This is a genomic window from Rhizobium sp. SSA_523, from assembly GCF_030435705.1.
Taxonomy (GTDB): domain Bacteria; phylum Pseudomonadota; class Alphaproteobacteria; order Rhizobiales; family Rhizobiaceae; genus Neorhizobium.
This window is the reverse complement of sequence record NZ_CP129382.1, coordinates 249,236-263,305: the sequence shown is the minus strand read 5'-3', so window position 1 is coordinate 263,305 and position 14,070 is coordinate 249,236. Positions and strand designations below refer to the sequence as shown.

General features: G+C 64.9%; 9 protein-coding genes. 1 reads left to right on the top strand and 8 read right to left on the bottom strand.

The window, feature by feature from the left end; all coding sequences use genetic code 11:
- The first annotated feature begins 44 nt into the window (after positions 1 to 44).
- Positions 45 to 2,411 carry a PAS domain-containing sensor histidine kinase gene (locus tag QTJ18_RS09525; protein ID WP_252751648.1) on the top strand — a complete coding sequence of 789 codons (2,367 nt, stop codon included), beginning with the start codon at positions 45 to 47 and terminating at the stop codon, positions 2,409 to 2,411.
- Here QTJ18_RS09525 and QTJ18_RS09520 read toward each other — a convergent pair.
- The 8 genes from QTJ18_RS09520 to ccmI all read right to left on the bottom strand — a co-directional run bounded on the left by QTJ18_RS09520 (position 2,335) and on the right by ccmI (position 13,933).
- Positions 2,335 to 5,310 (bottom strand): bifunctional [glutamine synthetase] adenylyltransferase/[glutamine synthetase]-adenylyl-L-tyrosine phosphorylase, encoded by a 2,976-nt coding sequence (locus QTJ18_RS09520; protein WP_252751649.1) that lies wholly within the window; start codon positions 5,308 to 5,310, stop codon positions 2,335 to 2,337. The two genes, QTJ18_RS09525 and QTJ18_RS09520, sit on opposite strands and share 77 nt — an antisense overlap.
- Before the next feature lie 89 nt (positions 5,311 to 5,399).
- The gene (locus tag QTJ18_RS09515) at positions 5,400 to 6,809 is read right to left on the bottom strand and encodes a sensor histidine kinase (protein WP_252751650.1); all 1,410 of its coding nucleotides are present in this window, start codon (positions 6,807 to 6,809) and stop codon (positions 5,400 to 5,402) included.
- A 280-nt stretch (positions 6,810 to 7,089) separates the two neighbouring features.
- On the bottom strand, positions 7,090 to 7,848 hold the full coding sequence (locus QTJ18_RS09510) for a response regulator transcription factor (RefSeq protein ID WP_252751651.1): 759 nt from the start codon (positions 7,846 to 7,848) through the stop codon (positions 7,090 to 7,092).
- 95 nt (positions 7,849 to 7,943) lie between these two features.
- Positions 7,944 to 9,506, bottom strand: coding sequence for a Do family serine endopeptidase (locus QTJ18_RS09505; RefSeq protein ID WP_252751652.1), 1,563 nt, complete (start codon positions 9,504 to 9,506; stop codon positions 7,944 to 7,946).
- A 161-nt stretch (positions 9,507 to 9,667) separates the two neighbouring features.
- Positions 9,668 to 10,231 (bottom strand): cytochrome c-type biogenesis protein, encoded by a 564-nt coding sequence (locus tag QTJ18_RS09500; protein ID WP_252751653.1) that lies wholly within the window; start codon positions 10,229 to 10,231, stop codon positions 9,668 to 9,670.
- Positions 10,228 to 12,219: a heme lyase CcmF/NrfE family subunit gene (locus QTJ18_RS09495; RefSeq protein ID WP_252751654.1), complete on the bottom strand. Its 1,992-nt coding sequence runs from the start codon at positions 12,217 to 12,219 to the stop codon at positions 10,228 to 10,230. Before QTJ18_RS09495 ends, QTJ18_RS09500 begins: the two co-directional genes overlap by 4 nt.
- Positions 12,216 to 12,665 carry a cytochrome c maturation protein CcmE gene (ccmE, locus tag QTJ18_RS09490; protein ID WP_252751655.1) on the bottom strand — a complete coding sequence of 150 codons (450 nt, stop codon included), beginning with the start codon at positions 12,663 to 12,665 and terminating at the stop codon, positions 12,216 to 12,218. The genes QTJ18_RS09495 and ccmE overlap by 4 nt, the downstream gene beginning before the upstream one ends.
- The gene (gene ccmI / locus QTJ18_RS09485) at positions 12,662 to 13,933 is read right to left on the bottom strand and encodes a c-type cytochrome biogenesis protein CcmI (protein WP_289851977.1); all 1,272 of its coding nucleotides are present in this window, start codon (positions 13,931 to 13,933) and stop codon (positions 12,662 to 12,664) included. Before ccmI ends, ccmE begins: the two co-directional genes overlap by 4 nt.
- Between the last annotated feature and the right edge of the window lie 137 nt (positions 13,934 to 14,070).

Genomic DNA, 14,070 nt, shown 5'->3' with positions numbered 1-14,070 from the left:
CGCAAGCGGCATTGCGAATCACTGACGAGGGATCATCCGGAATTATGGCGGACGTGCAACGGGAAACCGCGGCCGAAGGACGGTTGCGTTCGAAATTTCCGGATCAGTTGTCGTTTGGCAGTCTGTTTCACAAGGGTTTTTCGACATCGCTGCGGCGGCAGCTGAGCCGGTTTCCGACGACGGAGATCTGGCTGAAACGATCGATTCCGATCCTCATCATCGCCTTTCTGGCGGTCGTCGCGGCCTCGCGCATGATGGGCCTCCTGTCGGAGCGCACGCGCATGGAGGAATCCGCGCGCCAGACGGTGGCGCTCCTGGTTTCGGCAAGCTCCGCTGCCTTTGCCGAGCATGAGACCTACCTCGCCTCCGCCAATCGCGCCGGCGCCGAACAGCGCCTGGCACTTTTCCTGCCGCAGGCGCAGATGGATCCCGCCGCCATGGTGCTGCTGGTCGATTCGACCGGCCGGATCTTCGGCGGATCGCCGAATGCCGCGGCCTATACGGGCCTGCGCTTCTCCTCCATCCTGCCGGAAATGGTGGCGCGCCAGCGCTTCGGCGGCGCGGACGGCGTGATCGAGACCGCGTTCAACGACATGCCGCATTATGCGGCCATGCGCAGCCTTGGCGGCGGATTGGTGGTTGCCTCCTATTCTCTGGAGACGATCGAGCTATTCTGGCGCCAGCAGGTGTCGCTGAACGTCACGCTGTTCACCGGCATTTCGTCCGTCCTGCTGGTCATCCTCTATGCCTATTACCTGCAGGTGAAGCGGGCGCGGGATGCCGACGAGATCTTCATGGAATCCAATGTGCGGGTGGAAACCGCCTTGGCGCGCGGCCGATGCGGGCTTTGGGATTTCGACCTCACCAATCGCCGCCTCTTCTGGTCGCGCTCCATGTATGACATGCTCGGCCTGCCGCCGGGCGAGAATGTCATGTCGTTCAGCGAGGCGGCGCGGATGATGCATCCGGCCGACGGCAATCTCTTTGCGCTTGCCCGCGCGGTCGGACGCGGCAATGCCCGCCAGATCGACCAGGTTTTTCGCATGCGCCATGCGAGCGGCCATTATGTCTGGATGCGGGCGCGCGCGCAGGTCATGCATACGGCGCCCGGCCGGGCGCATGTGATCGGCATCGCCATGGACGTGACCGAACAGCACCGGCTGGCCCAGCGCTATGCCGAGGCCGATCAGCGGCTTGCCGATGCCATCGAATGCACCTCGGAAGCCTTCGTTCTCTGGGATAAGAATGACCGGCTGGTCATGTGCAATACCCATTACCAGCAGGCCTATGGCTTGCCGGACAATGTGCTGGTGCCCGGCACCGAGCGCGGCGCGCTGATGGCCGCGGCCGCTCGCCCTGTCATCGAGCGGCGCATTGCCGATCCCGATATCAGCGGCTTTTCGCGCACCACGGAAGTTCAGCTCGCCGATGAACGCTGGCTGCAGATCAATGAGCGCCGCACCCGCGATGGCGGCATGGTCTCGGTCGGCACCGATATCTCGCTTCTGAAGCGCAACCAGGAGCGCCTGCGCGAATCCGAACGGCGCCTGATGGCCACCATCAACGATCTCTCGGCCTCGCAGCGCAAGCTTGAGCGGCAAAAGGCCGAGCTTTCGGTGGCCAATGCCAATTATCAGGCTGAGAAGGAGCGCGCAGAGGCCGCCAACAAGGCGAAATCGGAATTCTTGGCCAATATGAGCCACGAATTGCGCACGCCGCTGAACGCCATTCTCGGTTTTTCCGAAATCCTGCTCGCCGGCATGTTCGGGCCGGTGGGCTCGCCGAAATACAGCGAATATGCGCGCGATATTCACGAGAGCGGCAAGCATCTCCTGAACGTCATCAACGATATCCTCGACATGTCGAAGATCGAGGCCGGCCACATGGTCATCCACCGCGAAAGCATCGACCTTGCGCCGCTGATCGAGGAGAGCGTTCGCCTGACCTCCATACAGGCGCAGGAGAAATCGGTGGCCGTCACCCAGCGCGTGGATGCCGGCCTGAGCATGCTGGGCGACAGGCGCGCCATGAAGCAGATCTTCCTCAACCTGCTTTCCAATGCGGTGAAATTCAACAATGAAGGCGGCCGGGTGGAGCTGCGCGCCCGCAAGAGCGAGGCCGGTCTCTGGCTGGTGATTGCCGATACCGGCATCGGCATTCCGAAATCGGCCCTCGGCAAGATCGGCCATCCGTTCGAACAGGTGCAGAGCCAATATGCCAAGAGCAAAGGCGGCTCGGGACTGGGCCTCGCCATCTCCCGCTCGCTCGTCTCGCTGCATGGCGGCACCATGCGCATCCGCTCGCGGGTGAACAAGGGCACCGTCGTCGCCCTGTTCATTCCTCAGTCGGCCGAACCTTGCCGGAGAGACATGCCTGAAACACGGAGCGAACGGCTTTTGACCTCCGCTTGATTTCCGCTTCCACAAGCTTCAGGGTCGGCTGATCGGCCGCCGTGCAGAGGCGCTCGATCAGGCCGGCTGGCGCATCCTTCTCATCGAAATCATTGCCCACGCACAGGCGGATGATCTGCGACAATTCGGTATAGAAGGACAGCGCGGAGACGCAGGTGTCCAGATCGTCGGCGCTCAACAGGGCCTGGCCATGGCGGCGAAGGGCCGTGGCCGTACCGCTTTCGGGCTGGGATCCCGGCGTCGGATCATTCGCATCCGGCGCGACAAGCCGCGCATATTGCGCCAGAAACTCGATATCGATCAGGCCGCCGGGGATGAGTTTCATGTCCCAGCCGCTTCCCGGCGGCTTCTCCTTTTCGATGAGCGCGCGCATGTCCGCGACATCGGCGGCGATTTTTGCCCGGTCGCGCGGCGCTGCCAGGGTCTCGGCGATCACCGCCTCGGCCTCCTGCACCAGACTTGGCTCGCCGCACACCATGCGGGCACGGCTGAGGGCCATATGCTCCCAGGTCCAGGCCTCTTCCTGCTGATATTTGCGAAAGGCATTGATGCGCGTCGCGACCGGCCCCTTATTGCCGGACGGCCGCAGCCGCAGATCCACTTCGAAAACGATGCCTTCGGCGGTCGGGGCCGAGAGGGCGGCGATCAGGCGCTGGGTCACCCGCGTGAAGTAGCGCGAGGCATCGATCGGCTTGGCGCCGTCGGAGCCCTGCGCCCCCTCCTCGTAATCATAGAGCAGAATGAGATCGACATCCGATCCAGCCGTCAGCTCGTAACTGCCGAGCTTGCCCATGCCCATGATCGCCACGCGCCCGCCCGGGTAATCGCCATGCGCCTGCGCCATCTCGTCCAGCACGGCCGCAAGCGCCTGCTCGATGACGAGATCGGCGAGATCGGTAAAGGCGCGGCCGGCCTGTGTGCCGCTGATGGCACCCGTCAGAAGCCGGATGCCGATCAGGAAGCGCTGCTCGGCCGTGAAGATCCGCAGGCGGTCGAGACTGTCCTCATAATGCCGGGCGCCGCCGACAAAGGTCTCCAGGCGCTCGGCCAGGTAATAGCGCGTCGGGATCTCCGCCATCAGGCCGGGGTCCAGCATGCCGTCGAAGACATGCGGCCGGGCGGCGATGATATCGGCCAGCCGCGGCGCCGCCGCCATGATCATCACCATCAGCGACAAAAGGCCTGGATTGTTGCCGAGGAGCGAAAAGAGCTGGATGCCGGCCGGCAGGGCCTTCAGGAAGCCGTCAAAGCGCAGCAGCGCATCATCGGCGCGCTTGCTGCGACCGAAGGCGGTGAGAAGATCCGGCATGAGTTCAGTCAGCCGCTCGCGCGCTTCCACCGACTGGGTGGCGCGATAGCGGCCGTTATGCCAGGTGCGGATGACGCGCGACATGTCGGCCGGGCGTTCGAAGCCGAGCCTGGACAAAGTGTTCAGCGTCTCCGGATCGTCGTTCTGGCCGGTGAAGACGAGATTGCCCTCGCCGGCGGAGAGCTTGGCCTCCTGCTCGAAGAGCTCCGCATAGCGCCGCTCGACGAGACGCAGCACCTCGACCAGCCGGTCGCTGAACTGCGCCGTATCGGCGAAGCCCAGCATATAGGCGATGCGTTTCAGCTCGGTCTCGGTTTCCGGCAGCCGGTGCGACTGCTCGTCCCGGACCATCTGGATGCGATGCTCCACGTCGCGCAGGAACCAGTAGGCCTTTGTCAGCTCGCTGGCGATGTCGGGGCGGATCCAGCTTGCCTCGGCCAAAGCGGCAAGCGCCTTCTCCGTCTGGCGCTGGCGCAGATCCGGCATCCGCCCGCCAGCGATCAGCTGCTGCGTCTGAGCGAAGAATTCGATCTCGCGGATCCCGCCCCGGCCGAGCTTGACGTCATGGCCCTTGACTGCGATCGCGCCATGGCCCTTATGCGCATGGATCTGCCGCTTGATCGAATGAATGTCGGCAATGGCCGCATAGTCCAGATATTTGCGATAGACGAAGGGCACCAGCTGGCGCAGGAAGGCCTCGCCCGCGTCGAGATCGCCCGCCATGGGCCGCGCCTTGATATAGGCGGCGCGCTCCCAGTTCTGCCCCCGCCCCTCGTAATAGATCAGCGCCGCTTCCATCGGCACCGCAAGCGGGGTGGAGCCGGGATCCGGCCGCAGGCGCAGGTCCGTCCGGAAGACATAGCCGTCTCCGGTGCGCTCCTGCAGGATGCGGATCAGCCGCCGCATCATCCGGCCAAAGAATTCCGTCGCCTCCAGCTTGTCGGCAACGATACCGGCCTCGGGATCGAAGAAGATGACGATATCGATATCGGAGGAATAATTGAGCTCGCAGGCGCCGAGCTTGCCCATGCCGAGCACGATCAGGCCGGAGCCTTTCGAGGGTTGCGCCGGGTCGTGCAGGGACAGCTTGCCGGCCTGATGCTGGGCGAGCAGAAGATGGTCGATGGCCGCGGCGACCGCGGCATCGGCAAGCCGTGTCAGCCAGCCAGTCGTCTCGCTGGCCTTGAACAGCCCCGCCAGATCCGCCAGAGCGAGAAGGAAACTGACGCGCGCCTTGGCGCGTCGAAGCGCCGCCATGACCTCGCTCTCGCCGGGAAGACTCCCATCGCCTGAGGGCCTCCAGCAGTCGCGGGCTGTCGTCACCGCCCTTTCCAGCAAGGTCTCGAAAGGCTCTGCCAGAACATCGGCGACCATGGCCGGCCGCAGGCTGGCAAGCTCCCTGAGATAGGGAGAGAGCGACAAGGCGGCGCAGAGAAAGTCCCGCATCACGCCGGCTTCGGCCAGCATCTCGGCCACCGGCGGCTGATCCGCGGCAATCTCCCGAAGCGTTGCGAGTGCCGCCTTCGCCTCCGTCTGATTGAACGGCTTCAACCGGTTCTCGCGCAGATCCGCCAGGCGTCGCAGCGACATTTCGTGCCTCCTCTCCAAACTCCCTGCCCAGACTCCCTGGCCAGACTCCCTGCACAGACTCCCTGAGAGTCTGTCGACCCCGAACCCATTTAGGACCTTTGGGCGGGAAAGACCATGCTTGCCGTCAGGCCCGGCTGTGGCGCCGCATCGCCATGGGTGGAGGAAAGCTCCAGGCGACCGCCATGCAACTCCATCACCGCCTCCACCAGGGCCAGGCCGAGGCCCGTGCCGGGCTTGGAGCGGCTTTCGTCGAGGCGGACGAAACGCTTGACCACTTCGGCGCGCTTATCGGCGGGAATGCCGGGGCCGCTGTCGCAGACGGCAAGCCGCAATCCGTCTTTCGTCGCCTCAAGCCTCACCTCGATCGGCTTGTCGCTGCCGCTGTCGGCGGCGTATTTGATCGCATTGTCGAGGAGGTTGAAGATTGCCTGGCCGATAAGCTCGCGATTGCCCTGCACCGACAGGCCCGGTTCGATGCGCGTCGTCAGGGAAAGGCCCGCCTCTTCGGCCACCGGCTCGTAGAGTTCGGCACTGTCGGCGGAAATGGCGGAGAGATCGATCGTCGTCATCTCGGCGGCGATGGAGCCGGCCTCGACGCGCGAAATCATCAAAAGCGCGTTGAAGGTGCGGATCAGCTGGTCGGATTCGGCGATAATGCCCTCCAGCGCCATGCGCCTTGCATCCGGCCCCTCCTCGGCCAGGGCGTCGGCGGCCTTGTTGCGCAGCCGGGTCAGGGGCGTCTTGAGATCATGGGCGATATTGTCGGAGACCTGGCGCAGGCCTTCGTTCAGCCGTTCGATGCGCTCCAGCATGGAATTGAGGGATTCCGACAGCCGGTCGAACTCGTCGCCGGAGACCCCCACCGGCAGGCGTTGCGACAGGTCGCCGGCAATGATCTTCGTGCTGGCCGCCGACATGCGATCGATGCGTTTGAGCGCATTGCGGCCGATGCCGAACCAGATGATCACGGCGCCGAGACCCATGATGGCCAGCGCCACCATCAGCGCCCGGCGCACGATGCCGCGGAAGCGGCCCGGCTCGCCGAGATCCCGGCCGACCATGACGCGCAGGCCATTGTCGAGAAAGAAGACGTTGGCGGTGGCCATATGGGGGCGCGGCGGGCCGGTTTCGGTGAAGGGGTCGTAATGGAAGGGTCGTGCCGTCCACCCCTCCCGTGCCAGAACGCCGGGCTCGACGGTCGCGACATTGCCCGCCAGCATTTCGCCGGTCGGGCTGGCAATGACGTAGAGATTGGCGCCCGGCTGGCGCGCGCGCCGTTCCATGGTGCGCAGCAGAAGATTGATGCCGCCGCGCTCATAGGCGGCCCGGACCTCCGAGCTTTCCTGCATCACGCCCTCGCGCACCTGCTGCGCCAGAAGCCGCTCCGACATGGCCGTGACATAGACGACGAGGAAGGCGGCGCAGAGCGCGAACAACAGGATGTAAAGCGCCGACAGGCGAACTGTCGTCGAGCGCAGCACGATGCGGATGCGGCTCATTCTCGGCCTATCCCAAATCTCGATGACAGGAACCTGTTGCGTGGGACCGGAGGCCTTCATCCGACGTGGGCCGCATACCGCAGAGCGATGCTCCCGCATCAGTCGAGGATTGCAACAAAGTCGGTGAAGGAAATCCGGCCCATCCGGAGGACCGGGCGCTCTTGGCCTCCGGGCGTCGTCGAAAATCCGCGCCGGACCGATGGGTCCGACTGTGGTTTTCTCCTCGCCGCAAACCAAAAATCGCTCCGGCGCAATCGGTTTCCATCATCGACATTCGGTATTATCCCTCGTCCTTGATCATATAGCCGGCACCGCGAATGGTCTTGAGGAGCGGCTTGTCGAACTCCTTCTCGATCTTGGAGCGCAGCCGCGACACATGGACGTCGATGACATTGGTCTGCGGATCGAAGTGATAATCCCAGACATTTTCAAGGAGCATGGTCCGCGTCACCACCTGCCCGGCATTCTTCATCAGATATTCGAGAAGCCGGAATTCGCGCGGCTGCAGCAGGACCTCCTTGCCCCCGCGGCGCACTTCGTGCGACAGCCGGTCGAGTTCGAGATCGCCGACGCGATAGACCATTTCCTGCTCGGGCGTGCCCTTGCGCCTGCCCAGAACCTCGACGCGGGCCAGAAGCTCGCTGAAGGCGTAGGGTTTGGGCAGGTAATCGTCGCCGCCGGCGCGAAGCCCGGTCACCCGGTCGTCCACCTGGCCAAGCGCCGAGAGGATCAGGACCGGCGTGTTGACGCCGCGCTTGCGCAATTCGCTGATCACCGCAAGCCCGTCACGACGCGGCAGCATGCGATCGATGACCATCACGTCATAGGCATTTTCCGACCCCATGAACAGGCCGCTATCGCCATCGCTCGCATGGTCGGCAACGATGCCCGCCTCGCGAAAGGCTTTCGTCATATAGGCCGCAGCTTCGAGATCGTCTTCAATCACCAGAATCTTCATATGCGGGAGAATAGACTCGGCCTGAGCCTGATTGAAGCTGGAATCGTCGGCTGTGTGGATTTGGGGTGCATCCGTCTGCATGTCTGGAAGCTCCTGATCATTAGAGCGGAGGACGATCTGAAAAAGGCGCCGGGCCAAGCCCGGCCCGACGCCCTTTGACTGTTCAGACGCGGCAATCAGCCTTCATTGATCGGCAGGGCCATGAAGCGGCTGCCGCTCTGCGATTCGACCTGGAACAAAGCGCGGGTGCGGCCATCCTTGCGGGCAGCCTCCAGCGCCTTGCTGATATCGGCGGCGGAAGTGACCTGCTGGTTGTTCACCGAGGTGATCTTCTCGCCTTCGCGCAGGCCCTTGGCAGCGGCTTCCGAGGACGGATCGACATCGGTCACGGACACGCCGGTGCCGTCATCGGCGGGCGCAACGGTGATGCCGAGATCGGCCAGGGCCTTTTCACTGGCCGGCTCGTTATCCGGCTGGGCTTCGGTGGTTTCCGCCTTGGTTGCCTCGTCGCTGGCCAGGTTGCCGAGCATGACGGGAACGGATTCGGACTTGCCATTGCGCCAGACCGACACATCGATCTTCTTGTTCGGGCCGATGGCGGCCACCTTCTTGGCCAGATCGCGGGCATCCTTGATCGGATCGCCATTGACGGCGGTGATCACGTCGCCCTGCTTGATGCCGGCCTTGGCGCCCGGGGAGTTCTCCTGCGGGGCAACGACGAGCGCGCCCTTGGCTTCCGCAAGGCCGAGCGATTCGGCGATATCCTGGGTGACCGGCTGGATCTGTACGCCGAGCCAGCCGCGCTCCACCTTGCCGTCCTTCATCAGGTCGGCGATCACATCCTTGGCGGTCGAGGCGGGAATGGCAAACGCAATGCCCACATTGCCGCCCGAGGGCGAGAAGATGGCGGTGTTGATGCCGACGACCTCGCCTTCCAGGTTGAAGGTCGGGCCACCGGAATTGCCGCGGTTGACGGCCGCATCCACCTGGATGAAATCGTCATAGGGGCCGGAGCCGATATCGCGCCCGCGGGCCGAGACGATGCCGGCGGTCACCGTGCCGCCGAGGCCGAAGGGATTGCCGACGGCCACGACCCAGTCGCCGACGCGGGTCTTGGCGTCATCGGCGAATTTGACATAGGTGAAGGTCCGCTTGGCATCGACCTTCAGCAGCGCAAGATCGGTGCGGCTGTCGCGGCCGACGAGCTTGGCATCCAGTTCCGTTCCGTCGTTCATCACGACCGTATAGGCCGAGCCGTCGGACACGACGTGGTTGTTGGTGACCACATAACCGTCCTCGGAGATGAAGAAGCCGGAGCCCTGGGCGACCGGACGCATGAAATGCGGACGGTTGGGATCGCGCTGGGCGCGGTTCCGGCCCTCACCCTGATCGCGATTGCCGGGCATCTGGCCGCCGAATTCGCGGAAGAAGCGCTTCAGCGGATGATCGTCCGGAAGGTCATCGAAGCCGCGGCCGCCGAAATTGAACGAGAAGCCGTTGCCGTTCTCGTCGGAGACCGGCGTCGCGTCGGACTTGACGCGCACGGAGACAACGGCGGGCGAGACGGCGCCGACGACATCGGCAAAGCTTGGGACCTGCGGTGCTGCAACCGTTACCGGATCGGCAAAGGATTCGTAGACCTGGGCGGGGATGCCGGTCGAAAGCATCACAGCCGCGAGGCCGGCGACGGTCGTTCCCTTCAACACGGTTTTCAGAGAGGGGCGTCCGATCTTGCTCATGGATCAATACCTTCTTTTCATCACGTTCAGACTGGAGGGCCGGTTCGTCTGGACTGGCCGGCGGCGGTGGATGACGCAAGATATAGGGAGCGCCACCTTAACTGCACGTGTCTGGGTGGTGAAAACTTCGTAATGTTCGCAAAGACCGGAGGGGATGGGCCTTATTCCTCGAGCAGCCGGTCCAGCCTTGCCTGCTCTTCCGGCGTCAGCAATTGCTCCGGTCCGCGCCGCGTGCGCCGCTTCCGGATCATTACCAGCACGGTGCCGGCGCCGATCACCAGCAGGAAGGCGGGTGCGGCCCACAGCACCAGCGTCCTTCCGCTCAGCCGCGGCTTCAGCAGCACGAATTCGCCATAGCGCGAGACGACATAGTCGATGACCTCGCCATCCGTATCGCCATCGACGATGCGTTCGCGCACCAGCAGCCGCAGATCCTTGGCAAGCTCGGCATTGGAATCGTCGATCGACTGGTTCTGGCACACCATGCAGCGCAGCTGCGCCGACAGATTGCGCGCCCTCTCCTCAAGGACCGGGTCCTTCAGCACCTCGTCCGGATTGACGGCGAGCGCCGGCAGCGGGGTGAGCAAAAGGCCAAGGGTGAGGATTGCCGAAGAGATCCCCCGTCTGGCCTGCGGGCCATCGCCTCCACGAGGGGGGCGACAATCAAAGGCATCCGCAACCTCCCTTTCATGGGGAGGGGTCGGGGAGAAAAATCGTCTCGTCATTCCGCCGGCTCCATCGTCGATGCCTTGACCGGCTTCGCGCGCCTGGCCGGCGCACCCACCCTCAGGCGGCGGTCGGAGAGCGAAACCATGCCGCCCACCGTCATCACCAGCGCGCCGCCCCAGATGCACAGGATCCAGGGCTTCCACCAGATGCGCACCACGATGCCGCCATCGGCCATCGGGTCGCCTAGCGAGACATAGAGCTGGCTCAGGCCGAAAGTCAGGATCCCGGCTTCGGTGGTCGGCATGCGGCGCGCGGTATAGATGCGCTTGGAGGACCAGACATCGGCAACGGCGACGCCGGCGCGGCTGACGGTGAAATGGCCGCGTTCCTCGCTGAAATTGGGGCCGACAGCCTTGCGCATGCCGTCAAAGACCAGGCTGTATCCGCCCGCTTCGACCGTCTCGCCCTGCCGCATCTCGACGACCGTCTCGCTCTCGAACGTCGTCACGGCGACGATGCCGAGCAGGGTCAGGCCGAGCCCGAAATGCGCGAGCGCCGTGCCGAAGGCGGAGCGCGGCAGGCCCGAAAAGCGCGCCCAGGCGGTTTTGAAGGCCAGTTTGCCGAAGCCGGCGCGGTACCACAGATCCGTCAGCGCCCCGAGCATCAGGAAAAAGGCGAGCGCCAGGCCCAGCCCCGCCAGCACCGGTCCGCCGTTTTCGGCATAATAGAGGCCGAAACCAGCCAGCAGCGACAGGCCCGCGGCGCCATACAGCCGCTGCAGGGCGCCGAGCAGATCGCCGCGCTTCCAGGCGAGCAGCGGCCCGAAGGGCACCGCCAGCAGAAGCGGCAGCATCAACAGGCCGAAGGAGAGGTTGAAGAAGGGCGCGCCGACCGAGATCTTCTCGCCCGTCAGCGTTTCCAGCACCAGCGGATAGAGCGTGCCGATCAGGACGGTCGCCGTCGAGACCGTGAGGATGAGATTGTTGAGAACGAGAGCGCCCTCGCGCGAAATGGGGGCAAACAGGCCGCCGCTCTTCAGCTCCGGCGCTCGCCAGGCAAACAGGGCGAAAGCCCCGCCGACGAAGAGGCTGAGAATGGCGAGAATGAAGGTGCCGCGCGTCGGATCGGTGGCGAAGGCGTGAACCGAGGTGAGCACGCCGGAGCGCACCAGGAACGTGCCGAGCAGCGAAAGTGAGAAGGTCAGGATGGCGAGCAGCACGGTCCAGATCTTCAAGGCCTCGCGCTTTTCCATCACCAGCGCCGAATGCAGGAGCGCCGTGCCGGCGAGCCACGGCATGAAGGAGGCATTCTCCACCGGATCCCAGAACCACCAGCCGCCCCAGCCGAGCTCGTAATAGGCCCAGTAGGAGCCCATTGCGATGCCGGCCGTCAGGAAGGTCCAGGCGGCCAGCGTCCAGGGCCGCACCCAGCGCGCCCAGGCCGCGTCGATCCGGCCCTCGATGAGGGCGGCGATGGCAAAGGAGAAGCAGACGGAAAAACCGACATAGCCAAGATAGAGAAGCGGCGGATGCACGGCGAGCCCGGGATCCTGCAGGACCGGGTTCAGGTCCTGGCCCTCGGCCGGCGCCGGCGAGAGGCGGGAGAAGGGATTGGAGGTCAGGAGGATGAACAGCAGGAAGGCCGAGGCGATCCAGGCCTGGACGGAAAGGACGGTCGCCCGCAGACTGTCCGGCAGGTTGCGCCCGAACACCGCCACCATGGCGCTGAACAGGACGAGGATCAGGAGCCAGAGCATCATGGAGCCTTCGTGATTGCCCCAGACGCCGGAAAGCTTGTAGACCATCGGCATCAACGAATGCGAATTCTCCCAGACATTGCGCACCGAGAAATCCGACACGGCATAGGCCCAGGTCAGGGCGGCAAAGGAGAGGCCGACGAGACAGAGCATGGTGAGGGCGCCCACCGGCGCCAGCGCCATCAGTGCTGCATCCTTTCGGCGCGCGCCCACAAGCGGCAGGACGGCGAGCAGCAGAGCGGTCGCCAGCGAGAGGACCAGGGCATAATGTCCGATCTCGATGATCATCGGCCCGCCTCCTGCGGATCCTTCCAGACGCCCTTTTCCTTCAGGCGGTCGGCCACGTCCTTCGGCATGTAATTCTCGTCATGCTTGGCAAGCACGCTGTCGGCGACAAAGGCATGGGCGGCGGTGAACTGGCCTTCGGTGACCACGCCCTGCCCTTCGCGGAAGAGATCCGGCAGAATGCCGGTATAGCTCACCGGCACGCTGTCGCTGCCATCGGTAACGCGGAAACTGACTTTCGAGCCCTCGTCGCGTCTGACCGATCCCTCCTCCACCAGACCGCCCAGGCGGATACGGGTGCCGGGCGCGATCTCGGCCTTGGCGAGGTCGCCGGGCATATAGAAATAGGCGATCGACTGGCTGAAGGCGAACATGACGATCAGCACCGCGGCCAGGATGAAGCTTATGCCGCCGGCAATCACGGCAAGCCGTTTCTGTTTGCGCGTCATTGTCCCGTTCCCTCCCGCACCTGGCCGGGCGCCCCGTCCGGTCCGGCATCCGCCGCTCCGCCTTGCGCATTCCCCATATCGATCCGCATCTCGCGGGCCAGTTCCGTCAGCCGCGCCCGCTCGGGCCCATCGGCGCCGAAGGTCTTCAGGCCTCGCTCCAGGGCGGCTTGCGCCTCCGCCTTGCGGCCGAGAACGGCATAGGAGCGGACGAGCTGCAGCCAGCCGTCGATATTGGCCGGTTCGTCCTTCAGCCGCGCGGCAAGGCTTGCGACCATGCCGTCGATCATCTGCCGGCGATCGGCCGGCGAGAGCGCAGAGGCATTGGCCAGCGCTTCGGCATCCGGACCGGCCAGAGGCTTCTCTCCGGTTCCGCCGGAGGACGGCGCAGTGCCGCCATTGCTGAGAATGTGTTCCTCCACCAGATCCGCCCAGGCCGCACCCGGCGGCGAATCCGCGGCGATCGACCGGAAGGCGGCAAGCGCTTCCGGCTTGCGCCCGCTCTGCTCGAGTGCCAGCGCGACATAGAAGCGGGCCCGCATATTGCCGGGGTCGAGCGATGCGGCCTTTTCGAACAGGCTCTGCGCCTCGTCGATCACGACGCCGTCGCGGCCGGCCACCAGGGTCTCGCCAAGACCGGCCAGGCGCTCGGGCGTCTCGCCCAGAAGCGCGATCGCCCTGCGATAGGCCATTTCGGCATCGCCGAGCCGCATGCTGCGGAAATAGATGGGCGCCAGGAGATCCCAGCCGGCGCCGTCTTCCGGGTTCTGCGCCAGATGCCGTTCGGCCTTGGCGACCAGCAGCGCCATATTGCTGCCGGGGTTTTCCAGCCGTGCCGCCAGCGGCTGGTCCGGCAGGCCGGGCTGGCCGAGCATGAGGTACAGACAGAGGCCGACGGCCGGCAGCACGACAACGATGGCCGCGAAAGCGCGGGGATGGCGGCGGCTCTGGCTTGCGGCGGCGGGCGCCTCGCCGGCAGACCCATCCGGCATGGCAGCGGCACTGGCAGCTGCAGAGGCAGAGGCAGCGGGACCGGAATCGGCGCTGACGGCCAGCAGCCGGCGGCCGATCTCGGCCCGGGCATAATCGGCTTCCTGTGCGCCGATCAGGCCGAGCTCGCGGTCGCGGCCGATCTCGCGCAACTGGTCGCGATAGACGGCAGCCTCATCGGCCGCCCCCGCGGCGACGGGATCTCGCGCCTTCATCAGCGGCGCCAGCAGCACTGCAGCCACGGCAGCGGTCAAAACAGCGAGAGCGATCCATAAAATCATGCAGGCCAAATACTTCAAGCGGGCTCGCATTCCAATCGGAAGCGGAGCGATGACACGAAATTGAGGCGTTTCGCCGCAAGTTTCCGGTCCCTTTCTCGCCGCTTGCCAAGGTCCCGGCCTTGATTTGCGTCAATTGC